The organism is Cryobacterium sp. N19, assembly GCF_002929595.1.
Taxonomy (GTDB): Bacteria; Actinomycetota; Actinomycetes; order Actinomycetales; family Microbacteriaceae; genus Cryobacterium; species Cryobacterium flavum.
Genome location: NZ_PJJR01000049.1, coordinates 277,095 through 303,362, shown reverse-complemented (window position 1 = coordinate 303,362; position 26,268 = coordinate 277,095). Strand labels below are relative to the sequence as shown.

Sequence of the window (26,268 nt, the reverse complement as noted above, 5' to 3'; positions counted from 1 at the left end):
AGTCCGTAGCCTGAATTTGAGGCAACCGCAGGCTAGTGCGCGGTGCGCACTCCGAGGCGGGGCAGGCGCGGGATGTCGGCGACGGATCCGGCGGACTGCGGCACGATGATTTCCTGGGCGGCCGAGATGCTGATTCCCTCGGACTCGACGTACAGCGTCGACGCGGCCGGAATGGTGCGCTTGATCACGGCGAGGGCGATCGGGCCAAGCTCGTAGTGGATCGCGCTCGAAGTTATGGCGCCGACGGTGACCCGCTCGGCTTCTTGCTCGGGCCGGACGCGATCGGCCTGCACGGGGTCGCCCGGGGCGGGAAGCACTCCCTCTGAGCCGTCGAGGTGCAGCATGACGAGGCGGCGGGGCGGGTGGCCGAGGTTGTGCACCTTCGCCACGGTCTCTTGCCCGCGGTAGCAGCCCTTGCTCAGGTGCACGGCGGTACGCAGCCAGTCCAGCTCGTGTGGGATGCTCTTCTCATCGACCTCGCGGGCCCGGCGCGGGCGCCAGGCGGCGATGCGCAGGGCTTCGAGGGCGAGGAGTCCGGCGGGTTTCACTGGTGAAGCGGATGTTGCGGCGCTGGTCTCGCGGGCCGGCGCGGTCCGGGTGTCGGGCGTGCCGAGCGCGGGTGTTTCGGCGGGCGCGGCGGCGAGGGCGGGCGTTACCGTCAGGGTTCCGGCGGCGAGGGCATCGCGCAGGGCTGGCAGGCTCGCGCGCGGTACGAGGGTTTCGGTGTAGGTCCAGAGGGTTCCGGGATGTACGGGGGTCTCGGCGTACTGGTGGCCGCCGCGGGTGACGGAGGCCCAGGGGTCCAGCCAGGTCAGGGGCACGTCGTTGGGTGCGGCGGCGGCGAGGCCGACGGTGGCGGGGGCATCCGTCATGGCGCCGATCGTGGCGTAGGCGAGGGTGTGGTCGACGACCTGAACGCGCAGCATGAACTTCATGCGGTCGAGGAAGGTGTGCAGGGCGGGCAGTTCGGCGGCTTCGAGGAGGAGCCAGGTTTCGACGCCGTCGTCGAGCACGCGGATGGCGAATTCGAGGCGTCCGGTGGGGTCGAGCAGCAGCATCTCGGTGGATTCGCCGGGTTTCAGGGCTTTCAGCTCCTGGCTGGCGATCGAGTTGAGCCAGGTGAGGCGGTCGGGGCCGGCGACGGAGAGCACGCCGCGGTGCGAGAGGTCGACAATGGCGCGGCCGGCAGCGAGGGTGCGCTGCTCGATCATGGGGTTGCCATAGTGGGCGGCGACGCCGGTGTCGATTCCTTCGGACTGCACCGCGCCGGGCAGGGTCAGCAGCGGGGAGACGGTTGTTACCGGGGCTGTCATGTCGCTCAATTCTGCCGGCCGGGTTGACGGCGGCTGGGGGTTCCATCCGTATCAACAGTACGGGTGCGTGATTTATTCGGGGTGGGGCGACTGCTCGGGCGAACGGGCCCACCTTATGACCCCGGGCCCAGTTTATAAACTGGGCCCGGGGACGGGGCATGGGCCCCGTCCAGAAAATGGGCGGTACGTGCACGATGTGCCGGTCCCGTGGAACGCGCGCGCATACCTCGGAACGCGCCCGGCAGGCGTGTCCGCGGGCGACCGGGCCCACCTTATGACCATGGGCCCAGTTTATAAACTGGGCCCGTGGACGGGGCCTGGGCCCCGTCCCCAAAGGGGAGGGCTACTGGACGCGAGCCAGGCGGCCGGAGGCGTGGGTGCGGAGGTCCTGGCCGAGGGCGGCGATGTCCCAGGCCCAGAGCAGGTGATTGTCGACGAGGCCGTAGAGGCGGGTGGCGGCCGCGTAGGGTTTGGCGCCCGCGGTGCGGAGCACGGCATCCGTTGCGAGGTCGATGCGCGGACCCTTGACCTGCCCGAGGTAGAGCTCGGCGACGCCGCCGGGGTGCACGAGGGTGACCTCGATGTCGAAGCCACCATCACGGTTGCGCAACGTTTCCACGGCCGCAGCCGACGTGAATGGACGCTCCCCGGTGCGGGGCAGCATGCCGGGTCCGGGGTCGCCGTCGCCCTGATGGCGACTGAGCCGCCAGTATCCGGTTTCGGTGACCAGCGGGGTTCTTTCGTCCGACATCAGCTCGGGCGGCAAGTTCACGGCGCGCGTTTCAGCGGATGCGGCCGCGCCCGCTTCGGAGGACGCGGGCGTTTCAGCGGGCACGGCGGCCTCCGTTTCAGCGGGCACGGCGGCATCCGTTTCAGACGCGGCGGCGCGAGCGGCGGCATCCATTTCAGACGCTGCCGCGCGAGCGGCGGCATCCGTTGCGGATTCGGGCTCGAGCCAGGTGTAGGAGCTGTAGTTCAGGTGCGGCAGGCCGTCGTGGCTGAAGCTGATGCGGTGGCCGAAGGTGCGGCTGACCGACTCCTCGCCGATTTTGTATTCGAGCACGCCGGAGCCTTCCCAGACTCCGATCAACCAGGAGAGCGGAACAAGTTCGGACGGCAAACCGACCGGAAGGTCAAACATACGTACTTACCGCTGCCCCCGGTACAGCTTGTAAACAACCATGCCGGACACCCAGGCGATCGACAAGCTGGCGAGCCCCAGGAGGCCCAGGAAGAAAAGTTCTAGCGCTAACAGATCCATGCTGCGAGTCTAGTGGGGGGCGCATCAGAGCGAGACGACGATTGTCGCCACCACGAGAATGACGATGGCCCCGGTGATGCTCATGGTGACCCGTTTGACGTAGCCCTCTTTGGTGCCGGTGGCGATCTGCAGGCCCAGCGTGACGAGCGTGCAGAGGGCGAGGGTGAGGCCGATCCAGCCGATCGCTGAGGCGGGCGTGGCGAGAATCGCGGTGAGCACAGCGCCTACAATCGCCAATACCCACACGGTCGCGATCGTTTTCCAGTGCCAGCTCACGTCTCTATTGTGCCTGACCGCCCGCGTTCCATGGCACGCTAGTATGAAATTCGAGATACTTGGAGGGCGCGAGTGGCGCAGTTGTTGATCCTGACCTCGGCGGCCAACAATGATGTACTCCCCGCCCTGGCGTTGCTGTCGCACAGCGCACGGCTGATTCCCGCCCAAGCGGACCAGCTCATCAACGCGCCCGACTCTGACCTCATTCTGGTCGACGCCCGCACCAATCTGGCCGCGGCCAAGTCGCTCTGCCAGATACTGCGCACGATGGGCAGCTCCACTCCCCTGCTGCTCGTGATCACCGAGGGCGGCCTCGCCGCCGTCAGCCCCGATTGGGGCGTCGACGACGTCATCCTCGACACAGCCGGCCCGGCCGAAGCGGATGCCCGCATCCGCCTGACCGCAGGCCGCCTCGCCCAAACCTCGCCGTCGAACACGATTCGCGCCGCCGGCGTCGTCATCGACGAGGCGAGCTATTCGGCAAAGGTGCACGGCAAACCGCTCGACCTCACCTATAAGGAGTTCGAGCTGCTGCGGTTTCTGGCGGCGCACCCGTCACGGGTGTTCACCCGCGAACAACTGCTGAGCGAAGTCTGGGGCTACGACTATTTCGGCGGCACCCGCACGGTCGACGTGCACGTGCGGCGCCTACGCGCCAAGCTCGGCGACCAGGAGTCGATCATCGGCACGGTGCGCAACGTCGGCTACCGGTTCAACGTGCACGAAGAGAACGATGAACGAGTTCCAAATTCTGTTCGCGCTTAGTACAGCGGATGCCGCTGGCCTGGCTACCTTTCGCCGGGTCGCCGCGGGGGCGCTTGCCTTCGACGGGTACGCGCCGTTCAATGAGCAGGCGTTGTATGACCTGCAGGCTGGTCTTCGGACCGCCTATTTGGTGCGCGTTGCCGGCCACGAATTCGAGACAGGTCACGTGCCCGATATGGCGGCCTTGACGGGCTCGACCAACGGAGACGGTCACGTCGGCGCCGCGGCGACGATCGTCGTGGGAGCAGCGCTGGGCGGACGCGGGGAGATTGACCTGGTGATCAGTCCGGAATATCGGCGACGCGGGTTTGGCCGAACGGCCTTTCGTGAACTCGCAGCGACCGAGCCCAACGGGCTGACCGCCTGGTCGCACGGTGATCATCCGGCTGCTCGCGCCCTCGCGATCGAACTGCGGTTCGTCGCCGCCCGCACACTGCTGGAATTGCGCAAGCCACTCTTTTCGGCTGAAGCCGGGGCAGGCGCATCTGACGCTGCGCCGGAAGCCGAGGTGGCGGGCGAAGCTGAGGCTGCCTCGGCGAGCGGGGCGGGGGCATCCGTTTTGGGCGATGCGAGTATTTCGGGATTTCGGGTGGGAGTTGACGACGCCGAATGGGTCGCGCTCAACGCGTTGGTGTTCACGAGCCACCCGGAGCAGGGTGCGATCACCGAGGCCGACCTGGCCGCGCGGCAGGCCGAGGACTGGTTCGATGCCGACGACTTTCTGATTCTGCGCGACGCCGACGGCCGCATGATCGGCTATAACTGGCTCAAGGTTGACGGGGCGATCGGCGAAATTTACGTGGTGGGGGTGCATCCGGATGCCGCTGGCCGCGGGCTCGGCCGGGTGCTCATGCAGGCCGGCCTGCAGCGCCTGGCTGACGCCGGTTGCACGAGCGCCGCGCTCTATGTCGAGGCCGACAGCCTCGGCCCGGTGCACCTGTATCGGGCGCTCGGCTTCACCGACCACACCGTCGACGTGCAATACCGCCGCCTCGCCGGCTGAGGCACCACCGACTGACACCGCGCGACGTAACACTGGGTACCCGACACGCCGCAAAGTCAACGGCCCCGGCATAATTTCGCGTGACGTTCACCCGGTTCGTCGCGACGGCGCGACCAACGGTGTCAGGATGGTCAGATGGACGGCGAAATCACCCAAGCAGACTCGGGACTCACAGACTTCGATGACGACTTTGACCCACTCATCGAAAAAGTCGACCCCACGCTGCCGGACGACCGCTACCTCGACCGCGAGCTGAGCTGGCTCGCCTTCAACCAGCGGGTTCTGGAACTGGCCGAAGATGAGAGCCTGCCGGTACTGGAGCGCACCAACTTTCTCGCCATCTTCGCCAGCAACCTCGACGAGTTCTTCATGGTGCGCGTCGCCGGCCTGAAGCGCCGCATCCTCACCGGGCTGGCGGTGCCAACCAACGTGGGGCGCGCTGCCCAGGACGTGCTCAGTGACATCTCGGCCGCCGCCCACGCCCTGCAGGATCGCCACGCCCTCGCCTTCCAGAGCCTCGTGCGCCCCGCCCTCGCCGAGGCCGGGATTGAAGTCGTCGACTGGCAGAGCCTCGATGACTCCGATCGTCGTTCGCTCCGTACCTATTTTTCTAACCAGATTTTTCCGGTGCTGATGCCTCTCGCGGTTGATCCGGCGCATCCATTTCCTTATATTTCGGGCCTGTCGCTCAACCTGGCCGTGCGGGTGCGCAACTCCAAGACCGGCAAGCAGGAGTTCGCCCGGCTCAAGGTGCCACCCATGCTGCCACGCTTCGTGCGGGTCGACCGCCGGGAGTCGGTTGACCGCATCCGCTATATCGCCCTGGAAGACCTGATCGCCAACCAGCTCGGCGATCTGTTCCCGGGCATGGAGATTCTCGAGCACCACGTGTTTCGGGTCACCCGCAACGAAGACGTCGAGATCGACGAAGACGAAACCGAGAACCTGATCAAGGCGCTCGAGAAGGAGCTGCTGCGTCGCCGGTTCGGCCCGCCCATTCGGCTCGAGATCACCGAGGACATGGACGAGGTCACCCTCGGCCTGCTCGTGCGCGAGCTCGACGTGACCGAGCAGGAGGTCTACCACCTGCCCGCGCCGCTCGACCTCGGCGGCCTGTTCGACCTGCGCATCGACCGGCCCGACCTGCACTTCGCCAAGCACGTGCCGACCACGGCGGCGCAACTGTTGCCGAGCGAGCCCAACGCCGAGCAGGACATCTTCGCCGCGGTCGCCAAGCAGGACGTGCTGCTGCACCACCCCTACGAGTCCTTTGCGACGAGCGTGCAGGCCTTTCTGGAGCAGGCCGCGGCCGACCCGAACGTGCTCGCCATCAAGCAGACGCTGTACCGCACGAGCGGCGACAGCCCCATCGTCGAGGCCCTCATCGCCGCCGCCGACAGCGGCAAGCAGGTGCTCGCGCTGGTGGAGATCAAGGCGCGCTTCGACGAGCAGGCCAACATCACCTGGGCGCGCAAGCTCGAAAAGGCCGGCGTGCACGTGGTCTACGGCCTGGTCGGACTGAAAACCCACTGCAAGCTCGCCCTCGTGGTGCGCTACGAGAAGGGTGTGCTGCGGCACTACAGCCACATCGGCACCGGAAACTACAACCCCAAGACCAGTCGCATCTACGAAGATCTCGGACTGCTGACAGCGGATGCCCAGGTCGGCAAAGACCTCACCCGTCTGTTCAACGAGTTGTCGGGTTACGCCATTGAGAAGAAGTTCAAGCGGTTGCTGGTGGCTCCACTGCACCTGCGGAAGGCTTTGCTGAAGCACATCGCGATCGAGACCGAGAACGCGCTCGCCGGTAAGACCAGCGGCATCCGGATCAAGGTGAACTCGATGGTCGATGAGGACATCATCGACGCGCTGTACCGGGCCAGTCAGGCCGGCGTGCAGGTCGACGTCTGGGTGCGCGGCATCTGCAGCCTGCGGCCGGGCGTCGTAGGCATGAGCGAGAACATTCAGGTGCGGTCGATCCTCGGCCGGTATCTCGAACACTCGCGCATCTTCAGCTTTCACAGCCTCGGCGGTACGCAGGTGTACATCGGCAGCGCCGACATGATGCACCGCAACCTCGACCGCCGGGTCGAAGCCCTCGTGCGGCTGGTCGACCCCGAGCACCTGGTCGAGATCGATGCGCTGTTCGAACGGGCGATGGATCCGCGCACGTCGAGCTGGTGGCTCGACGCAACCGGCCAGTGGACCCGCCACGACGTCGACGAGAACGGCGTACACCTGGACGACATGCAGAACAAGTTGATGCAGCAGATCAGCGCGCGCAAGCGGCCGTCCGGGCGTCGCTAGTGGCTGTGAAATCGACCGACGTTTACGCCGCCGGAGCGGTCTGCTGGCGCCTGATTGACGGCCGCATGCACGTGCTGCTCATTCACCGCACAGTGCACGGTGACGTGACCATCCCCAAGGGCAAGGTTGACCCGGGCGAGACTCTGCCCCGCACCGCGGTGCGCGAGGTCGAGGAAGAGACCGGGCTGGCCGTCGCGCTCGGTGTTCCGCTCGGGGTCTCGCACTACGATATGCCCGACGGCCGCACCAAGATCGTGCACTACTGGGCCGCCGAAATTACGCCGGAGGCCATCGCGAAATCGACGTTCGTGCCGAACGGCGAGGTCGCTGCCATCGAGTGGGTCACGATTAAGAAGGCTCGCACCTACCTGACTTACCCGGCCGATGTGGAGATTCTCGAGACGTTCTCTGCGCTGGTCGACGCTGGCGTGACTCGCACGTTCGCGCTGATCGCGCTGCGCCACGGTAAGGCGGCGGCGCGCACTGGCGACGGTCCCGACGCGCGTCGCCCGCTGACCGCGCGCGGCGTAAAGCAGGCCGCGAGCCTGGTCGACACGATCACGGCCTGGCGCCCGCTGCGCATTCTCTCGAGCACCGCAACGCGGTGTGTCACGACGGTGGCTCCGCTGGCTGCGTTCACCGGCATCCCGATCAAGCAATCCGAGCTGATCAGCCAGGACGCCCTCGAAACCGGCGAAGCGGATGTTCGCACCGTCGTCGGCAAGCGGGTGCGGGCCCGCAAGACGGCGGTTTTGTGCAGCCACGGGCCGGTGCTGCCGGAGATTTTGCGGGAGATCGCGCTGGCGACGGGCTCGCAGCCGTCTGCGGCGCTGTCGGACGCGGCGCATTTGGACACCGGAGGGTTCTCGATCGTGCACCTGTCGTCGGAGAACCCGGCCGCGGGCATTCTGGCCGTGGAGACATACCCCGCGACTGCCTGAGCCGCAGGGCAGCAAGCGTTATCTCTCGTTCACCTTCTGTTTACCTTCAGGATGGTCGGCGGTTACTTCAGATCTCTAGCCTCGTTCACGGGCCAGCACCGGCTTGCATCAGCAAACACAGTCTTGTCAAAACCCTGAAAGGGAACACACGTGAACTTCAAGCGTTTCGGCCGTCCCGCGGTCATCGCCATTGCCGCAGGCCTCGCACTCTCGTCCTGTGCAGCAAACGAAGGCGCCGCACCGGCGTCCGACGAAGCGTCGGCCTCGACGCTCACCGGCACCCTCAACGGCGCGGGCGCCAGCTCAATGGATGCCGCCCAGCAGGCCTGGATCGCCGGCTTTCAGACCGCTAACCCCGCCGTCACGATCAACTACGAGCCCTCCGGCTCGGGCGGCGGACGCGAAGCATTCATCGCCGGCGGCACCGACTTCGCCGGCAGCGACTCCTACATGAGTGCCGACGAACTCGCCGGCACTTTCAAGTCCTGCGCTCCCGACAGCAAGGCCGTTGACCTGCCGGTCTACATCTCCCCCATCGCCGTGATCTTCAACGTCGACGGCCTCACCGACCTCAACATCGATGCTGACACGCTCGCCAAGATTTTCTCCGGCGCGATCACCAGCTGGGACGACGCTGCCATCGCCAAGCTGAACCCCGACGCGACCCTGCCGGCCACGGCCATCGCCGCCGTGCACCGCTCGGACGACTCGGGCACCACGAAGAACTTCACCGACTACCTCGGCAAGGCCGCCTCTGACGTGTGGACCGAAAAGGCCTCTGACACGTTCCCCTTCCCCGGCGAGGGTGCTAAGGGCACCTCCGGTGTGGTTGACGCCGTCACCAACGGCGTGGGAACCATCGGCTACGCCGACGCTTCGCAGGCCGGCAAGCTCAGCACCGCCAAGCTCATGGTCGGCACCGACTTCGTGGCTTACACCCCCGAGGCTGCGGCCGAGGTTGTCGCCGGATCGCCCCTCGTGCCCGACCGCGCAGCCGATGACCTCGCGCTCGACCTGAACCGCAAGACCACCAACCCGGCCGAGTACCCGCTGGTTCTGGTGAGCTACGCGATCGTCTGCAACGAGTACGCTGACCCGGCCAAGGGTGAGCTCGTCAAGGCATACATCGAGTACATCGCCAGCGCTGCCGGCCAGACCGTTGCTGAGGGAGCCGCCGGTGTTGCACCACTGACGAGCGAACTTGAAACCAAGGTCGCCGCGGTTCTCGCGACCGTCAAGTAACAACGTTTACCTACCTGCCCGGTCCTTTCTCGCACATCTGCGAGGACGGATCGGGCAGACTGGGGTGTACGGCCAGTTGCGTCCAGCCGCATGGCACCCCCGTTTCACATAATTTCACCAGCACGACGCTACTTAGGAGACCGGCATGACCACCGCTGCCGCCACGACCATCAAGGCCAGGCAACGCCCGGGCGACCGCATCTTCTCCTCGGCCACCGTGATCTCCGGCAGCCTGATCCTCGCCATGCTCGCCGCCGTGGCCATCTTCCTTCTCGTCGAAAGCCTGCCCGCGTTTGTCGCGGCGCCCGAGGATTTCAGCGGAGACGTGACCAACTTCTGGTCCTACGTAGGCCCGCTCGTGTTCGGCACGATCTACTCGGCCATACTGGCGCTGCTCATGGCCGTGCCGGTAGCCATCGGCATCGCCCTGTTCATTTCGCACTTCGCCCCGCGCAAGCTCGCGCAGGGCCTCGGCTACCTCGTAGACCTGCTCGCCGCCGTTCCCTCAGTGGTGTTCGGGCTCTGGGGCATCGGCGTGCTGGCCCCGCTCGTGCAGCCGTTCTACACCACCATCGTGGAGTGGTTCGGCTGGTTCACCCCCTTCGCTGGCCCGGTCTCGGGCACCGGGCGCACTATCTTCACCGTCTCGATTGTGCTCGCCGTGATGATTCTGCCCATCATCACCGCCATCTGTCGTGAGATTTTTCTGCAGACGCCGCTGCTGCACGAGGAAGCCGCTCTGGCCCTCGGTGCCACCCGCTGGGAAATGATTCGCATGGCCGTGCTGCCGTTCGGCCTGCCGGGCATCATCTCCGCCTCGATGCTCGGCCTCGGCCGAGCCCTCGGCGAGACCATGGCCGTGGCCATGGTGCTCTCCCCCAGCCCCGAGGTGATCTTTCAACTGCTGACCGCGCAGAACTCCAACACGATCGCCGCCAATATCGCGCTGAACTTTCCCGAGGCGCACGGCGTTGGCGTGAACATTCTGCTCGCGACCGGCCTCATCCTGTTCGTCGTGACGCTGCTCGTGAACATGCTGGCCCGGGTCATTATCAACAGCCGTAAGGCATTTTCGGGAGCCAACTGATGTCATCCGTTTTGGAAGCCGCGCCGCTGACCAACTCCCTCACCGCCGGCAAGCTGCCCCGCCGTTCGTCGCTCTGGGTGCTGCTGGCCAGCTGGGCCGTGTCGGCCGCCTTTTTCACCATGCTCTACCTCTCGGGCGCCGTCGACGGCTTCAACATTGTGGGCACGGCCGTGTTCGGCACCGTGCTCTACTGCGTGGCCATCTACGTACTGTCCCGGCTGGTCGAGGGCTCGCGCAAGGCTAAAGACCGGCTGATGACGGCGCTCGTGACGGCCGCGTTCGTGATCGCCCTGCTGCCGCTGATCTCGATCATCTACACGACGGTTGTGAACGGGCTGCCCGCGTTTTTGACGCCGACGTTCTTCACCTCCTCGCAGCGCAACGTGGTCGGTGCCGGCGGCGGCGTGCTGCACGCGATCACCGGCACGCTGCTGGTCACCGGCGTGGCGACACTGATTTCGGTGCCGATCGGTCTGTTGACCTCGATCTACTTGGTGGAATACGGCCGCGGCCGGCTCGCGAGATCGATTACCTTCTTCGTCGATGTGATGACCGGCATCCCCTCGATCGTGGCCGGCCTATTTGCGTTCGCACTGTTCGCGCTGCTGTTCAACGACCCAGGTGTGCGCTTCGGCTTCGGCGGGTCGATCGCGCTGTCGGTGCTGATGATTCCGGTGGTAGTGCGCTCGAGCGAAGAGATGCTCAAGCTCGTTCCGAACGAACTGCGCGAGGCCGCTTTTGCACTGGGCGTGCCGAAATGGCTGACCATTCTTAAGGTGGTGCTGCCGACATCCATTGCCGGAATCGTGACCGGAGTCATGCTGTCGATCGCTCGCGTGATCGGTGAGACGGCGCCGCTACTCATCATTGCCGGGTTCACGTCGAGCATGAACTACGACCTGTTCAGCGAGCGGATGATGACACTCCCGGTGTTCGTGTACACCCAGTACGCCAACCAGGGCGCCGATTCGCAGGCCTACATCGACCGGGCCTGGGCCGGGGCGCTCACCCTGATTCTGATCGTGATGCTGCTCAACGGTCTCGCCCGCCTCATCGCCCACTGGTTCTCGCCCAAGCTGGGCCGCTAACTCTTCTTAGAAAGGACTTAAATGTCTAAGCGCATCGAAGTCAACGACCTCAACGTGTACTACAGCAATTTTCTCGCCGTCGAGGGTGTCTCGATTGTTATTGAGCCCCGCACGGTGACCGCGTTCATCGGGCCCAGCGGTTGCGGAAAATCCACGTTCATTCGCACGCTTAACCGCATGCACGAGGTCATCCCCGGTGCGCGCGTTGAGGGCGAAGTGCTCATCGACGGCAACAACCTCTACGGCCCGGGCGTTGACCCGGTGCTCGTGCGCCGCCAGGTGGGCATGGTCTTTCAGCGGCCCAACCCGTTTCCGACCATGTCGATTCAGGACAACGTGCTGGCCGGCGTGAAGCTCAACAACCGTCGCATGAGCAAAACGGATGCCGACGACCTCACCGAAAAGGCCCTCCGCGGCGCCAACCTGTGGAACGAGGTGAAGGATCGCCTGGCGCGGCCCGGATCGGGGTTGTCGGGCGGGCAGCAGCAGCGCCTCTGCATCGCTCGGGCGATTGCGGTCGAGCCCGACGTGATTCTGATGGACGAGCCGTGCTCGGCGCTCGACCCGATCTCGACGCTGGCCATTGAGGACCTCATCGAAGAGATGAAGCAGGAATACACGATCGTGATCGTGACGCACAACATGCAGCAGGCCTCGCGGGTGTCGGACCGCACGGCGTTCTTCAACATTGCGGGCACCGGCAAGCCGGGCAAGCTCATTGAGTACGACGACACGACCACGATGTTCTCAAACCCCAGCGTTCAGGCCACGGAGGACTACGTGTCGGGTCGGTTCGGCTAGGTCGCACTGGATTTGTCGCGTTCACGCGCGACGGCATCGACTCAGTGGACAACTTTGGTGGGTGAAGACCCACCTGCACCCACCAAAGTTGTCCACTGAGCCCCGTCCATAGATAGCTACGGGGCCAGGAGGGCGGCGCCGTGGGTGGCGCGACCGGCCAGCAGCGTGGCGGCCACGGGCATCCGTTCGAAGGTGGCGTCGGAGACGGTGAGCGGGTCGCCGTCGAGTATGGCAATGTCGGCAACGTCGCCGACGTGCAGGCGGGTGCGTCCGCGGGCGGATGCCGCGAGGGCCTCGGCGCGGGAGATCACCTGGTCGGGGCGCCAGGGTTCGCGGCCGTCGCTGCGGGCCCGCGATGTGGCAGCGCTCATGGCAGTGAACGGGTCGAGCGGCGCGACAGGGGCGTCGGATCCGAACGCGAGAGTGGCTCCGGCATTGAGCAGGGAGCGCAGAGCGAAGACGCGATCGGCGCCGGCGGACCAGTTGAGTTCGACCGCGTCACGGTCGTCGAGCGCGTGCTCCGGCTGCACGCTCGCGATGACGCCAAGGCTGGCGAAACGGGCGAAGTCCGCGGGCTGCAGGAACTGGGCGTGCTCGATGCGACCGCGAACGGATGCCTGACGCTCACGGCCACGCCGGTCCGCCCGGGCTGCAGCTTGGGAGGCTGGGACCTCGTGGGAGGCCTGGCCGGCGGCTCGACCGGACATGGCGGCAGCGGCAACAGCACCTAAGGCTTGCTCCTCGTGGGCGGCCCGGCCACGCAAGGCAGCGCGCTCGAAGGCGTTCAGGGCAACGGTGTTTGCCGCGTCTCCGATGGCGTGTACCGCGGGCAGCAGCCCGGCGCCCCGCGCGGCCACGAGAATCTCGGTGAGCTCGTCTTCGCTCACGGCGAGCATGCCGTGCCCGCCGACCGGGTATTCGTCGACGCAGAAGGCCGTGCGGGTGTTCAGGGATCCGTCGATGAGCAGCTTCAGTGGCCCCACGCTGAGCAGGCCGCGGGAGTCTGCGATGCGGTCGTCGGTGTGCATCCGCTCGGCGACGGCACGGTCGAAGTCGGCGAGATAGATGCCGGCCTCGACTCTTAACGCATCGAAACCGTTCAAGAAGCGGCGCTGCCAGACGGAACGGTTCCAGGTCATCTCGAAGTCCACGATGCCGACGACTCCGCGGGCGGCGGCCCGGGATCCGGCCTGGGCGGCGAGCGCGTCGACCTCGGCGTCGGGCAGCTGGCCGAGCGCGATGGTGAGGTCGAACGCGGCCTGTTCGCGCAGCAGCCCGGACTCGTCGACGTGCACACCGAATTGCTCGGCGGCAGCACTGTTAATCCAGACACAGTGCAGGTCGTGGCTGATCAAAGCGGTCGGATGCCCCTGCGTCACGTCATCGAGACCGCGCAGGGTTGGCAGGTCGGCCCAGACCGCATCGCGGAACCGCACTCCGATGAGTGGAGTGTTCGGGGCGGCGACCTGCGCCCGCACGAGCTCGAGGGCCTCGCGCGCCGAGACCGCGGTGGAGAGGTCGAACCGGGCTCCGGCGAGCGCCCACTGGGTCAGGTGTACGTGTTCGTCCCAGAGACCGGGGATGACGGTGCGGCCGTCGAGGGTTGGGGCATGCGTTGTGGTGGTGGGCGTGATTTGCGTGATGACGCCGTCGGTGATGTGCACGTCGGAGAGCGTGGTGTCGCCGGGCTGCCGGACGGAGCGCAGAACGAGGTCGGGCATGGCGCGGCTTTCGGTCGAGGGGGTCTTGCCACCCTACAGGCGGGTGCGGGGCAGATCTGTCAGCCAGTTTCGGATGCCGCGAGCGGCACCTTCACCACCCATCAACTCGTGCGCAGTTCGGCGGAGCGGCCCGAAATGGTACAGCAGAAAACCTTCAGTGAGAAATTGTCATGAACCCGTAGATATCTACGGTGCAGACCACTACGGTGTGAGTCGTTCGAGGCATACCCCGCTTCGATTCGTGCCGAGCCGACCGTTCTGACAGGAAATTCCCATGATCAAGAAACTCTTTGCAATCACAGCCCTCGCCACGCTGGCCGTCTTCGCCGTGCCGGCCGCGGCATCCGCTGTCACGTATGTTCCCAGTGACGGTCCGAGCCCCAAGGTGACCCGTGTCGTTGTGCCCCCGGATGAGGGGTATGTCGGCTCCAAACCAGCCTACGTGGGCTACATCGGGCTCGCCTCCACGGGCTATGACGCCTCCGTGCTGGCGATTTCGGGCGGAAGCGCCGCGCTCCTGCTCGGGCTGACCCTCGTCACCACGTCCGTCGTGCGACGCAAGCGTGCAGAAAGCCCTGTGCGCCCGTAAAGCGGATGCGGGATGGCTGGGACTCAACGGATGCCCACCGATGGGCGGCGCACCCACCTACAGCGAGACGTAGCCCAGGTTCTTCGTGGCCTGGGCCACGATCTCGTCGGCCGTGGCATCACTGAGCCGTGCGCTGAAACGAACGCGATCGGGGAAGGCGGAGACCCTCTCTGTGCGGCTAAATAGGGTAACGAGGGGCTCGTTATTGATCGTGGACTGGTGATAGAGGCCATCCAGCACGTCACCGTGTCGCTCACAAATCGCCCTAGCCCACGCTTGCGTAGACGCCTTTTCGTTCATCATCATCGCCGCCGCCGCACCGTTGACCACCGGCCAGTTCGAGGTGAGATCGAGCAGCACTAACGGGCGAGACGGAATCCAGGACGCAATCGTCGCCCCGCCCATCGAGCGGTCGATCACGCGGGTGGCCTGGTACACCTCTCCGAGCGCGGTGACGGGCCGAGTGGCCGCATACATAACCCCGATGTCTAAGTACGTGCCGGTAGGCGGTGGTTGCGGGTCGAATCGCATGTTCAGGATCGGGCCATAGTGGCGCAGCTCGTTCCACGCCAGCGAGTGCGCGCCTTCCGTGCGAAAGACACGCCACAGCGACCCCGAGAAGGTGCGCACGTGCGAGCTCGGGTCAAGGATGAACGAAGCGGGGGGTAAGGCCGGAACCTTCACGACTGCAGGACACTGCTCAGAATGCCCACGAGCACCTGCGGATTGCCGCCGTTCCGCAGCCACTCCACCGGAGTCATCGGTTCACCACTGACACACAGATTTGCCTGCGGCGTGGTCATAAAGCCCTGAAAACTTGCGGGGTGCATGTCTCCGGGGAGCGCCTTGACCACGGCCGCGAGGCCGGGGAGCACAGGCTGCGCCGAGTCGTTGGTGAGCTGCCAGGTCGGGTAGCGACGCTTCCCACCCGACAGGAACCCGTACAGCCCTCCCTTAGCCTGACGGTGCCTGATTCTCGAGGCGCTAAGACCGAGCCGTAGCGCCACCTCGGCGGCGCTCAGGGTCTCGGTGATTGCCGCGAGTCGCGTCGTACGCTCTGTCTGAACTAGATCCCCTCTGGCGACGCCGGCCTCAATTTGGGCGAACTCGCCCTCGCTAAATGCCCCGGACTCAACGAGGTAGTTTACCTGCTCCGTCGAGAGAGCACCGCCGCGGGGCTGTCGGCGGCTGATCAGCTCGGCTGACTCGCGAAGGAGGGCGACCACGAGTTCGTCATCCAGGCCTTGCGCCTGTGCGACCTCCATCAGGTGCTGCACGCTCTCTTGAACTTCGGCACGAACCGTCGTGTCGGACATGTGAACTCCTTCGCTCAAAGAGCAGTGCGCACTCAACATGCTATGCGGGAAACAGCGTGCGCACAACACCGGTGACCCGAGTGCCACCGGCGCACACAAGCGGATGCGGAACGGCCAGGCATCGCAGGTAGCCCACTGCATCGTGGCAGGCGACGCCTGCCACGATGCAGCAGGCCGAGCACCCTCACGACCACGGCACGCGCGGCGCCCGGGCTCAGCGGCCGGGCTCTGCGCCGGCGACGACGTCCCTGAAAGCCCGGCCCTGGGCGACGACGTGCGCGATCAACGCATCTCACTCGAGGTAGGCCGGAGCATCCACTGGAATCCAGAGGCGCGTGTGTGCCCGGCCCGGAAGTTCGGTCTCGCGCTGCGCCAGCGCCGACGCGGTGACGCGCACGTCAACGGTTGGCCAGCCACCGGTGCCCGAGTTGACCTGCATCCAGATCGGAGTGCGACGGTCGGCCCGCCGGCTGGCAATTCCGAAGGCGAAATACGTGTCGGGCTCTGGTTCCCCGATCAGAATCCACCGGGCATAGTCGAAGCCACTTCTCGGGCCCATGGGCAACGCGCGGCCCGACGGTTCGAGTTGGAGTTGCTTCGCCGCCTCCCGCACAACTTCCTTGAGCCATTCCTGGCGACCGACCCACTCGTCACCAAGGTCGAGTTCACCCGCGACGGTCGGCACCAATCTCAACTTGGCCGTCGTCGGTGGCATCGCTGGCAAATAGTCGCGCCAGAGGAAAGCGGTGTAACGCCTCATCGAGCAGCCGGGCCGATCGACTCGTGATCACCTCGCGAAAGATCGCCATCGCCGCATCGATGCTCGTTTCATCACCTGTCAGCAGTCGATCCACCTCACAGTGGCGCGCAATGTCCTCCTCGGTCAGCGACCACACCTCAGCAGCCTGCACGAGAAAATTCACGTCTGCATCGGCCAGCCACGTTCGGAGTCGAAAGAACTTGGCATCGCCGACCGCGTCTTGCAGGGAGCGGTTCACCGCAGCATCCAGGGCCCAGAAGTTGCCGGCGGAGTTCACCAGCTTCCGATCCTGGTGGTGCTTGCGTCGGCCGTCTCCGCGCGTCCACATCCTGGAAGCCTGCGCCTGCGGAAAGATGTGGTCCCAGTCAATCGGCCGGGCCAGCGCATAGGGGAGGCGTTGCGCGAGACTGGTGAGCAGCCATCCGTTTTGGTCGGCGATGCGAGCCCGCTCGGCCACGTCACACAAGCCAAGAACCGCCTGCCTTGACCCGGTGAGCCCACCCGATCGCGCCACGGCGAGAATCTGTTCAATAGGAAAAGGGGCCCCGGCCTTGCCTGCGGCCAGCGCTTCGAGCAGGGCGGCGCGGCGAAATCGGTCGCCCATGACGACCGGGTAGCGAAAGATGGTCGCGCCGACGAGGTAGGAGTCGATGCGCGACAGGTTCTCGCGATACCAGGCATCATCGGTTCGGCTGCTGGCCGCCGCCCACCCCAGCACCTCATCCCAGAGGTCTGCGGTGACCAGGCGCAGCCCGTAGCCGAGCTCGGAGTTGTCGCGCAGCCACGCGGCACAGGTGCCGACCCGCGCGAGAGCCCCCGACGTCTGTGCGGTGAGCTCCTGCAGGGCGTGCACGAGGGGCTCGCGTTGGCGCCCGGCCAGGCGGTCGACCCGCAGGGGCAGCAAATCGCCCTAGCCGAGCCCCCGGCTGGCCAGCCTCGACACGAGGCGCAGCGCATCCATGCGAGTCGGCAGAAAGAGGGCGGCGAGCTGCACCCAATCGAGTCGCGATTCGGCTTCATGCCAGAAGGTCTTGACCGCGGCAAAGTAGACGTCGGCACCCTCAACCTGCACTCCCCCGAGGTTGATGCGGCTGAAAATCTCCAGCACGTCGCTGGCCTCCCGAACCGTGGCCCGCAGCACGGGAATCACCGGATCAAGCCAGGCATGCATGAGCCGCTGGAGCCGGTCGACCGCGATCGAAGCCGCCTCCGGGGCGAGCACGGCGTCGAAGTCGGGGTCCAGCTCGGTGAGGAGCCGGGCGACGTTGCCAGCCTCGACCAGAAGCGAGTCGAGCGGCCGGTGCTGTTCGGCCCAGGCGGCGAAGCGAGTCAGGTCGACATGCAGGTGGCGGTCATCCAGCGGCTCGGCGGAGTCGTCGGCACGCCATGCGATGTAGCCGAGCGCCCGGTCCTTCGCCGTGCGGGACTGCGTCGGCCCCGGAGGCTCGCGGCGCATGGTCATGTGCAGATAGAACCGCCCGTACTGGCCCTCACCGGTGAGCATCGAGAAAAACGCGTTGATGCGCTGCTGGCCGTCGAGCAGTTGCCAGGCGTTCGGGTCACCGTCGTCGACGCGGCGCTGCCCTCCCTCGACCCGAATGACCTTAGATTCACCCTCCACCCGGCACAGCAGAATTGCCCCGATCGGATAGCCGGCGAGCATCGAGTCCAGCAGGTGGCGCATGCGCACCTGGTCCCACACTTCGGCCCGCTGCACGAGCGCCAGATTCCAGCGATCGTCGGGGTTCAGCTTCTGCAGAACCAGGTCACGAACCGAGACGACGCCATCAGTATCCAACATTTGGACCCCGCCCCTCGCGCCGCGAGTACGGCAGCAAGGCCAACTTACAAAGACGATCTGACCAGCGTGTTGGCAGGACGGCGGCGGCAAGCGGATGCGACGGGTCGCCTCCCCGACACACTTGGCTCACGACGGCATCAATACGGCGACTGCGACCAATACCGGGCCAGCTTTCATAGCCGCGTTCCGAGAACGCGTGATTAGTAGTCGATCAAGCCCTCGCCCACGGCCCACTGCCGAAAGCCGCCTTGTTCGAACGGCAGAAAGTATTCGCCCGAGATGAGGTCGTCCGCGAGGCTTTCGACCATGGGCAAGGTTAGCTGTCCGTCGCGAATCGCTTTACACAGCAACGGGAGAGTTGCGGTGACACGAATGCCCTCGTCATGTGCAATCTGCCGTGGCACTGCGTCATCGAGAACGATTTCGAACCCGCGCACCTTGCCAAGAGCGAGAACACCGCATTCGCCAGTGTTCCGGCCGCCTTCGACAAGTCGATCTGCAAACGCCGCGAAGGAAACCATGTAGGCGAGATCAGTACTTCGATCAACGGTAATCCAGTCTGCGTCCAGAACCTGCTTGAGGACGGGAACCTCGTGCGACTGCCGCCGAAGTTCCGCTTCCACGCTGTCCGGGATCACGACGGGTCGGTTACCGGCCAGAAAGTGAAGTACCCCAAGCCAAGCCTTCCACAGCAAAGTGTCGAAGCGGCCCCGTGTCGAAGACAAGGGCCTCCGGTAAATCCGTCACGAAACGAAATTCCAGAGTTCATCTTCGCGCCGAGGCCGAAGAGGTGGCAGATCCTCGTCTTCAAAGGTGTCGCGCAGCAGACCAAGCGCACGCTCCCGGCTAATCTTTTCTTCGCGGAACGATCGCAGGACGCCTTTCTGGAACGCAATCGGAAGGCTCGTTGCTTCCAGCTCCGTCGGTACGTTGAGCCCGAATTCAACTATGTCCGCACGGGTCGTGGAGATAGTACGGATGAAATTGGCGACGTCGCTCTCGACTACCTCCAGCTCACGCAGTCGGCGTGCAAGGGTCGCCATGTCGACGCGAAAGTCGCTCGCGCAGAGCACGGCGGTCTCACGCACGCCGTGAGCTGCGCGCTTTTCTTCCCACAACCCAGCGAGGCCATCTTTGGGAAGAAGCAGCGCTCGAGCGAAACGGTCGAGCGTAGCTTCGATATCGCCGTTTTGCTCGGAGATTCGCCAGTCAATCGTGTAGTCGTCTGCAACGAGAAAATGTCCGAGCTCGTGGGCGAGAGCCAACCGCCTCTTACCGACCTTGTTGTGGCTGTTTACTAACGAAACACCACCACTCGTCAGCAAAATGGTGCCAGCGTCAGCAGTGTCGACTCCCAAGTCCATAGAGAAGGCGAATAGGCCGATCCTGGCGACTCGGTTCGCTAGGTCGTGCACGGGCTCGGTGTTGTTCAGTTCGAGTAGGTGTCGCGCTGTGGCGGCGAGGTCGTCGGCGGCGGAGTTGCTCAGTGGGCGGGGGTACGGCGTTGCCGCGAGTCGCTCCGGGCCGAGTTCCGATGCCGCAAGAGACTGCACAAGTTCTACATCGGCTGCGAGGCCGGCGAGCAGTTGGTCGACCTTCGAATCGACGGTGTCCAGCCCCTGACTGAAGCGATGCGACACCAGTGCCGGGAGCGGGTCGGAGAAGAACGACGTCATTCGAACTCCAATCGCCTGGGCGACGCTTGAGAGCTCCAGCGCTGTAATCTTCCTCGTGCCCGCTTCGATTTTGCTCACGGCCGTGCGATCTAGCGCGACAAGACTGCTCAGCTCTCCCTGGTTGAGGCCAGCGCGTTCGCGCGCTTCTCGAATGCGCGCGCCGAGTGTGTTCGCATTAATCTCATTCATGTGTGCCATTTTCGCACATACACGAGAAGAGTGCTATATCCAGCGCCACTCGGCCAGACAACGCCCGTTGACACCAGCGCTGCTCGGCGCAATGACCGCGGACGTTCGAACGAGTTGAGCCATTTGTGATTCCCTTGGCCGGCGCGCACACAGCGCGACCGGTTAATGCTGAGCCATGGCTAAACAATCCATCGACCCGTTTTTTGACGCCGACCCCCAAATACCCGACATGACGCAATTTTCGTCTGCCACGTTCCGCCCGAGAGCGCTCAGTTCGCCTTCCGCGTAGTGCGGCGGCCGCCCTCCAGCTGGCTCACGCGCTGCCCCGCACGTGCTGTGGTGACCGTACGGATGCAGGCAGGCGGATGCGCGAGGTCAGCCGGCGAGACAGGCATAACTCTTCACCTCGCGAGGCGAGCTGAGCGCCCTGATGGCGGACTGCGTCAGATTCTTCACCCGTTGGCGAGTAGGGCTTGTGGGTAGCGCCAGTCCGGCGACTTGGTGTGTAATCGCGTGACATCGTGGACAGTGGATCTCAGTACTTCGTGGACGCGGGGTCTCATGGCTTCGTGCACATCTACCGTCCTGGCTCACCGAGCACTGCGGGGAGATCAATCTGACGCTGGGCGAACTGTGTCTGATATTCCGCGTTCTTGCGTTCCCAGGGCTTCGTCGGGTGGGCCACTCCAACGCCCTGGATGGAGTATGAGGCAACGTATCGGCCCCGGACGTTCAGCGCAACCATCGGCAGCGGGAATGAGAACACGATCTCAGCGGTGACGGGATCGGTGAGCAAGAACGCGTCGTCGGTGATCGTCCGGTAGAACGTGCGGTCGGCGTACGTCGTCGGCAGGGAGACCTGGTAGCCCTGAAAGTAGACCTGCCGGTTGGCTTTGGTGACCTCCACAAGTGACTGATCCGCTGTTTGCGGCCGTGCGTTGTCGTCGGGCATAACCTGCCCGGACTTGGAGATCGTCAACGACGCCCGGTGAAGGTCTGACTGTCGTCGAGCGCGAGCCCACCGGTACTCCGAGGCTTTCGCTTCCAATACCGACAGCGGGATCGGCCCGGTCGCTGGCGTGTGCTCAAGCAAGTCCCACGCCGCCCGCGGCGTAGCTTGTTCGAGGGCTTGATGCGGTCGGCGGTTGTTGTAGTGCTCCCGGAAACGCTGGATCCGGACACGGAGATGCTCGAGAGTGGCCGGCCGATCGGCGTCGAGGAAACGGATCAACGTCTGGTGGGAGCGCTCATTCTTGCCCTGTGTGGTGGGCTTGCCCGGCAGCCCGCTGATCGGCATGGTGCCTTTCGATGCCAGAAAGATCTCCACGGAGCCGATCGTGCCTGCGCGCAGCTGGTTGAACGCCATCGAGTTATCCGATAACACTTCCTGGGGTGCCCCGCATGCAGCGATTGCCCGTTCGAGTACGTCCTTGGCATCAGCACTGTTCTCATGGCGCGAATACGCGTCGGAGCCCACGTCGTATCGGCTTGCGTCGTCGAGCAGTTGATACACCGTGACGGTTTGCCCGTTCGCCGGCCGGTACTCGAACGCGTCCAGTTGCCACAGCGACATCGCCGTCGCGCGCACGAACGGGATGTAGGACGACTTCGGTCGCTTCTTTGGTGACGCGTCCACCTGCCCAACGCTGGCCAGAAGACGTGCGATCGTCGCCACCGACGGGACCTTCCCTCCAGGGAACCCGCTATCCATGGCCGCTTCGTAGTAGATCGAGCGGGGACCATAATCCCAGCCATCAGTCTTGAGCTGTTTGCGGATCTTCACCACCTCATTCACGACGACCTGCCCATAACGCCGGGCTGGGACATTCGGGGCGCGGGAGCGTGGGTGCAGCGCAGCAGCAGCCTCGTGGACAGCTCGCCCGCGGATCTTGTAGAACACGCTCCGAGAGATCTTCAGAGAGCGGCAGAACCCGATAATCGACAGCGCGTGAGGCTGGGTCGGATCGTAATTCATGATCGCGGCACGAGTCTGGGGTGAAAGAGAATTCGACATTCCCTAACTATCATCGGCGCAAGTGTCTCCGATGCTGTGAGACATCGTGTCCACGATGTCATGAGATCGTGTGTCCACGATGCGCTGAGACAGGACACACGAAGCCATGAGACCCCGCGTCCACGAAGTACTGAGATCCACTGTCCACGATGTCACGCGATTACACACCTACTATCTGGACTGGCGCTACCATCAAGCGCTACTCGCCAACCCGTAAGAGCATGAGCCTCGCTTTCAAGACTATTAGCATCTTTCTATTTTTCGAAAAGACGCTAATGCTGAGTTCGTGCTCGATCAGCAGCCGGAGTCCTGCTGTTCGACAGGAACTAGTTCCTCTCGAAACAGGAGCTTGCGGCTCGCGCCGACACCCCGCACCACTCCCGAGGTCTATGGCCTCGGGCTTGCCTCGGCGAGCACGGCGTCGAGACGAGACAACGTCTGCGCCAGCTCGACCCGCACGTTGCCCAGAGTCACAACATTGGCCAGCGGCCCCTCATTATCTGGCTGATACCGCTCGACTTCAACGCCCGAATCGTCTGTTTGCGGATCGCTGGACTGCCCGTGCACAAGGTGCACTCCAGCAACCTCGCCGTGTCATACACCTCGGTATCCGTCATTTTCATCGCGGCCCGATGCTCACCGCTCCACCTCATCGCACCCCACGACCAGTTCCTGCGACTCGAGCAGGTTCAGTACCGGAGTGTGCACTATTTCTAGCTCCCCGTGCTCGTCGTCCCCACCCAGCAGGTAAAACCGCGTCGTCACCGACTCCCCCGGGGCCAATTCCACCGCCACCTGACTCACTGGATGCCCAAGGTCAGTCGCCGGGTGATAGGGAACCCGCTCTCCCCCTCGTGACACTCCCAGGTTTTGCGAATCCGGCGGCCCATAGACCAGCATGATCGTTCTAATGTTCCCTTGCACCACCCCGTAGGTGCCGGGCCCAGTGACGGACTTCGGCAACGACGTTGCAGCGTCGAGCGGCGCCGTGTTGGCCAGGGTCACGTCGACGGCGTAATACGGTCGAGAATCATTGCGGCAGGTGACCTCACCGACATCAATACGGGTATCAAGCAGGGTGTTCATCTTGGCACCGGTAGCGTCGTTGAAGTACACGCCAATTCGCTCAGCGGATGCGTCACTCACCGGCAGATCGCCGGTGAGCGTCGTGCCTTCAAGCAGCTTCTGGTCCTCCTCATGCGCGCTCCAGATAAGAATGCGTCGCTCATCTCCCGCCTGCGCCAGGGCAGAGATGAGTGCCGTGGGGTCGGCCTGGCCGCCGGCCAACGCAGCAAACACAGCAGCCGCGGCCGACGCAAAGACTGCGTCTTGATCGGCCGAATCGTCGTAGTTCGCGTAGACATCGCTGAGCAGCAGTTGCACGGCGTTGTCGCTCGTGAGCACCTCGCCGGTGGCCAGGGTAATCGGCCCGGTGGCCCGCAGCAGGTAGCTCAGCGCAACCGGGTCCAGCGAAATAACCCCGTCGACCTCGGTGCCGTAGGTGCGTTTCCACATCTCACGCGTTAGCGCACCCGTGATGGGAAATTGTGGAGTGAGCGTGACGTCGCCCATAAACGTGCTCACCAGCTCGGAGTAAATACCACGGGTTTCCTGCGGCAGGTCGAGAACAGGGTCTTCGAACACAATGCCTGCAGCCGATTCCTGGCGTGTGATCTCAATCTGACCGTCACTGGTACTAATTTCAGCGAACGCACCGGGTAGCCCCCCTGTTGCCCGCACTTCCGCGTTGTTCTGAAAAAGCAAGAGATAGCTGCGACTTTCATCTGCGCCCAGCATGGCTGGTAATAAAAGAACCGCGCGATTGACAGCATCTACGCTCGTCTTCATGGTGAGGACGACCGTGGCAAGTTGTCTAACAGCAGATCGCACCTGGTCCACGGTTTTGGAGGTATCAATGGCAGCCACATCGACAGACGCCTGAGTGAGAGTGCTATTAACACCCCGAATGACGGGCTCAGATTCCAATATCGGGGAAAGATCCACCCCCCCGCCAACAGGTACAAACCCCGCCAAATCAACGCTCGCTGCCAATGATGCTAAAGGCTCACCGGCATGCTCACCTATGCGATCAACAATCTCAGTGAGTTGCCGAACTGCAGAAAGGTTCGGCCCCACGAAAGGAACGGCCTCAAAGGCGAGCCAGACCGGATCACCAACGTGGCTCGCAGCTGCCCGAGCATGTTGGCTCAATGCTGTCACGGAGCTCCGCGCAGATCCCAAGTCCCCAGCAGCTACTGCACCCTGAACAGCGGATGCGAGCGGCACAGCCTGCTCCAATTCCGACTTGGCCATGAGCACCTGAATGCCCACCCAAACTGCGGCAATTGCAATCACGCTAATCGTCCCAAAGGCAACTCGGGCCCAAACATTGCGCGTTCGCTCGCCGCCAGTTACGCCGTGCGTCCCACTGCGATGCATCCCCATTCCTAGATTCAATCAGTAAACAGACACCCGAACGTACCGCTCCAGCTCTACTGACTCAGCCAGATCACGTCACGGATACCGTCCGGACGGTTGCGTCCCCCTGAGCGGAAGATGTCAACCTTTATGAGTCAGTTCCTTTAGCCGGTCATTGAGTTCGTTTCTTCCTTCTTTGGTTCGTTGATCCAAGTCGTCGTCGGGAACGTTGGTGGCTGCGGGTGCTGCCGCACAAAGCGTTCAGGATGCTCGGCATAGGCCGTTGTGAGGACGCGGGCGCGGGCGTGCTGAACGGCGGGTGCGCGGCCGTGGTGAACGTTGAACGGGGTATGCATTCCGATACCCGAATGACGATGTTCACCGTTGTACCAGTCGTAGAATTCGGTGCAGAACGAGCGTGCTTCGGCGAGGCTATAGAACCGGTCGGGGAACTCGGGCCGATACTTCAAAATCTTGAAATGCAACTCCGAAAATGGATTGTCGTTACTCGTATGTGGGCGGGAGTGCGACTTGGTCACACCGAGGTCGGCGAGGTCGGCGAGGAGGAACGCGACGGGTTTTGACGCCATCGAGGACCCGTTGTCGAAGTGGATCGTCAGCTGGTCTCGACGAATGTTTTGCTTCTCGATGGTGTCGAACAGGAGCCGCGCGGCGAGTTGGTGAGATTCCCGGGTCGCGACCATCCAGCCGACGACGTACCGCGAGTAAATGTCGATGATCGCATACAGATGGAAGTACGACCATTTGGCCGGCCCCTTGAGCTTGGATATATCCCACGACCAGGTCATGTTGGGTCCGGTGGCGATGAGTTCGGGCTTGACGCGTGCCGGGTGCTCGGCTGAGCGCGACGTTCCCCGGTCTCGCCGTGAGCGCGGAGGAGGCGATACATCGTCGCCACCGAGCACAGGTAGGTGCCCTCGTCGAGGAGGATCGCCTGAATCTCCGCCGGCGCTTTGTCCACGAACCGGCTCGACCGCAGGACCTCCAGAACCGCGGTACGCTCCGGCTCGGTCAGTGCCCGAGGCTGCTTCATCGGCTCCGGCCGGGGCCGCGGGGATGAGGGCGGCCGCGGTGCGCGGGGGTGCTGCCGGTAGTGCGTAAACCGGGATCGTCGCACGGCTCGGCATGCGTGCCTGGTGCCGACGAGCGGGACAAGTGTGGTGATGGTGGCGTCGATTACTTCTCGGTGTTCGTCCCGCTGCTGTTGGTCGAGAGTTGATCCAACAGAGCCGAGAGTTTTCCCTGGATCACGATCACCTGCCTCGCCGTATCCAACTCACCCGACAGTCGGAGATTCTCTTTCAGCAGCCGGACCGCATCCTTCTCCGCGATGCTGGCAGGTGGCGCGCCCGTCGGCCGTGCCAACGCAACCAGCACTCCCTTATCTCGCTGGTCACGCCACGAGCTGACCAAGGAGGTATACAGCTTTTCTCGTCGGAGCAGCGCACCGCGGCCCTGCCGATCGAGGCTGTCATACTCGGTCAGAATGTCGCGTTTGTACTTGGCTGTGTACGTCCGCCGCCGTGCACGCTCGGGAACTTGGGGATCGGGAACATCTTCCATCCCTTTCCATCCCTACAGCCTGCCCGCTCGAGCTGGGTCCTGTCATCACTGCGTTCGTCAAGGGAACTCCTGCCCCGCCTTCTACGACACTATTCGGGACGATCCCGGTGCCTCAA

22 protein-coding genes and 3 pseudogenes are annotated in these 26,268 nt (G+C 64.3%); 9 read left to right on the top strand and 16 right to left on the bottom strand.

Translation table 11 applies throughout. The features are described 5' to 3' along the window. Positions 1-32 precede the first annotated feature (32 nt). The 4 genes and pseudogenes from CXY78_RS09365 to CXY78_RS09355 form a co-directional block, all read right to left on the bottom strand. Complete coding sequence (locus CXY78_RS09365; protein WP_233206139.1) at positions 33-1,313, bottom strand: folate-binding protein YgfZ; 1,281 nt, start codon at positions 1,311-1,313, stop codon at positions 33-35. A 343-nt stretch (positions 1,314-1,656) separates the two neighbouring features. Then, positions 1,657-2,058 (bottom strand): annotated as a pseudogene (locus tag CXY78_RS22120) (FABP family protein); the annotation flags it as partial. Positions 2,059-2,256: 198 nt separating this feature from the next. Then, positions 2,257-2,454 (bottom strand): annotated as a pseudogene (locus CXY78_RS22115) (FABP family protein); the annotation flags it as partial. Between the two features lie 144 nt (positions 2,455-2,598). Beyond that, positions 2,599-2,850, bottom strand: a complete 252-nt coding sequence (locus tag CXY78_RS09355) for a hypothetical protein (RefSeq protein ID WP_092341824.1) — start codon at positions 2,848-2,850, stop codon at positions 2,599-2,601. A gap of 72 nt (positions 2,851-2,922) precedes the next feature. Between CXY78_RS09355 and CXY78_RS09350 the strand changes: the two genes are divergently transcribed. The 8 genes from CXY78_RS09350 (at position 2,923) to pstB (ending at position 12,084) form a co-directional block, all read left to right on the top strand. Further along, positions 2,923-3,615: a response regulator transcription factor gene (locus tag CXY78_RS09350; protein WP_092341823.1), complete on the top strand. Its 693-nt coding sequence runs from the start codon at positions 2,923-2,925 to the stop codon at positions 3,613-3,615. Continuing rightward, positions 3,584-4,618 (top strand): mycothiol synthase, encoded by a 1,035-nt coding sequence (gene mshD / locus CXY78_RS09345; RefSeq protein ID WP_104089127.1) that lies wholly within the window; start codon positions 3,584-3,586, stop codon positions 4,616-4,618. The genes CXY78_RS09350 and mshD overlap by 32 nt, the downstream gene beginning before the upstream one ends. A 135-nt stretch (positions 4,619-4,753) precedes the next feature. Continuing rightward, a complete protein-coding gene (locus CXY78_RS09340; protein ID WP_104089125.1) occupies positions 4,754-6,925 on the top strand; it encodes an RNA degradosome polyphosphate kinase in 2,172 nt (723 codons plus the stop codon). 5 nt (positions 6,926-6,930) lie between these two features. After that, positions 6,931-7,866: an NUDIX hydrolase gene (locus CXY78_RS09335; protein WP_104089212.1), complete on the top strand. Its 936-nt coding sequence runs from the start codon at positions 6,931-6,933 to the stop codon at positions 7,864-7,866. A gap of 150 nt (positions 7,867-8,016) precedes the next feature. Next, positions 8,017-9,108 (top strand): phosphate ABC transporter substrate-binding protein PstS, encoded by a 1,092-nt coding sequence (pstS, locus tag CXY78_RS09330; protein ID WP_092341820.1) that lies wholly within the window; start codon positions 8,017-8,019, stop codon positions 9,106-9,108. Positions 9,109-9,253: 145 nt separating this feature from the next. Further along, on the top strand, positions 9,254-10,195 hold the full coding sequence (pstC, locus tag CXY78_RS09325; RefSeq protein WP_092341819.1) for a phosphate ABC transporter permease subunit PstC: 942 nt from the start codon (positions 9,254-9,256) through the stop codon (positions 10,193-10,195). Next, entirely contained in the window at positions 10,195-11,283 is a 1,089-nt protein-coding gene (gene pstA / locus CXY78_RS09320; protein ID WP_092341818.1) for a phosphate ABC transporter permease PstA, read from the top strand. Before pstC ends, pstA begins: the two co-directional genes overlap by 1 nt. Positions 11,284-11,304: 21 nt before the next feature. After that, the gene (pstB, locus tag CXY78_RS09315) at positions 11,305-12,084 is read left to right on the top strand and encodes a phosphate ABC transporter ATP-binding protein PstB (protein WP_092341817.1); all 780 of its coding nucleotides are present in this window, start codon (positions 11,305-11,307) and stop codon (positions 12,082-12,084) included. A 116-nt stretch (positions 12,085-12,200) separates the two neighbouring features. Here the strand turns inward: pstB and CXY78_RS09310 are convergent, their stop codons facing one another. Further along, entirely contained in the window at positions 12,201-13,805 is a 1,605-nt protein-coding gene (locus tag CXY78_RS09310) for an amidohydrolase (protein WP_092341816.1), read from the bottom strand. Positions 13,806-14,079: 274 nt separating this feature from the next. On the opposite strand from CXY78_RS09310, the gene CXY78_RS09305 reads away from it, so the two are divergent. Beyond that, positions 14,080-14,394 carry a hypothetical protein gene (locus CXY78_RS09305; RefSeq protein WP_104089124.1) on the top strand — a complete coding sequence of 105 codons (315 nt, stop codon included), beginning with the start codon at positions 14,080-14,082 and terminating at the stop codon, positions 14,392-14,394. A 57-nt stretch (positions 14,395-14,451) separates the two neighbouring features. On the opposite strand, the gene CXY78_RS09300 is transcribed toward CXY78_RS09305, so the two are convergent. The 11 genes and pseudogenes from CXY78_RS09300 to CXY78_RS09250 form a co-directional block, all read right to left on the bottom strand. Next, positions 14,452-15,078, bottom strand: a complete 627-nt coding sequence (locus CXY78_RS09300) for an RES family NAD+ phosphorylase (protein ID WP_158253303.1) — start codon at positions 15,076-15,078, stop codon at positions 14,452-14,454. Further along, positions 15,075-15,710, bottom strand: a complete 636-nt coding sequence (locus CXY78_RS09295) for a hypothetical protein (RefSeq protein ID WP_104089120.1) — start codon at positions 15,708-15,710, stop codon at positions 15,075-15,077. The genes CXY78_RS09300 and CXY78_RS09295 overlap by 4 nt, the downstream gene beginning before the upstream one ends. Before the next feature lie 292 nt (positions 15,711-16,002). Then, on the bottom strand, positions 16,003-16,395 hold the full coding sequence (locus tag CXY78_RS09290) for a hypothetical protein (RefSeq protein WP_104089119.1): 393 nt from the start codon (positions 16,393-16,395) through the stop codon (positions 16,003-16,005). After that, on the bottom strand, positions 16,376-17,374 hold the full coding sequence (locus tag CXY78_RS09285) for a DUF1524 domain-containing protein (RefSeq protein ID WP_104089118.1): 999 nt from the start codon (positions 17,372-17,374) through the stop codon (positions 16,376-16,378). The genes CXY78_RS09290 and CXY78_RS09285 overlap by 20 nt, the downstream gene beginning before the upstream one ends. Positions 17,375-17,380: 6 nt before the next feature. Then, on the bottom strand, positions 17,381-18,271 hold the full coding sequence (locus tag CXY78_RS09280; protein ID WP_104089117.1) for a DUF262 domain-containing protein: 891 nt from the start codon (positions 18,269-18,271) through the stop codon (positions 17,381-17,383). A gap of 200 nt (positions 18,272-18,471) precedes the next feature. Next, on the bottom strand, positions 18,472-18,909 hold the full coding sequence (locus CXY78_RS09275; protein WP_233206138.1) for a nucleotide-binding protein: 438 nt from the start codon (positions 18,907-18,909) through the stop codon (positions 18,472-18,474). A gap of 105 nt (positions 18,910-19,014) precedes the next feature. Then, the gene (locus tag CXY78_RS09270; RefSeq protein WP_104089115.1) at positions 19,015-20,136 is read right to left on the bottom strand and encodes a helix-turn-helix domain-containing protein; all 1,122 of its coding nucleotides are present in this window, start codon (positions 20,134-20,136) and stop codon (positions 19,015-19,017) included. A 577-nt stretch (positions 20,137-20,713) separates the two neighbouring features. Continuing rightward, a complete protein-coding gene (locus CXY78_RS09265; RefSeq protein WP_104089114.1) occupies positions 20,714-22,150 on the bottom strand; it encodes an integrase core domain-containing protein in 1,437 nt (478 codons plus the stop codon). A 387-nt stretch (positions 22,151-22,537) separates the two neighbouring features. Beyond that, positions 22,538-22,726 carry a hypothetical protein gene (locus tag CXY78_RS20750; protein ID WP_140425686.1) on the bottom strand — a complete coding sequence of 63 codons (189 nt, stop codon included), beginning with the start codon at positions 22,724-22,726 and terminating at the stop codon, positions 22,538-22,540. A 60-nt stretch (positions 22,727-22,786) separates the two neighbouring features. After that, positions 22,787-24,505, bottom strand: coding sequence for a DUF4012 domain-containing protein (locus CXY78_RS09255; protein WP_158253302.1), 1,719 nt, complete (start codon positions 24,503-24,505; stop codon positions 22,787-22,789). Positions 24,506-24,732: 227 nt separating this feature from the next. After that, positions 24,733-26,152: pseudogene (locus CXY78_RS09250) on the bottom strand (IS3 family transposase). Positions 26,153-26,268 lie beyond the last annotated feature (116 nt).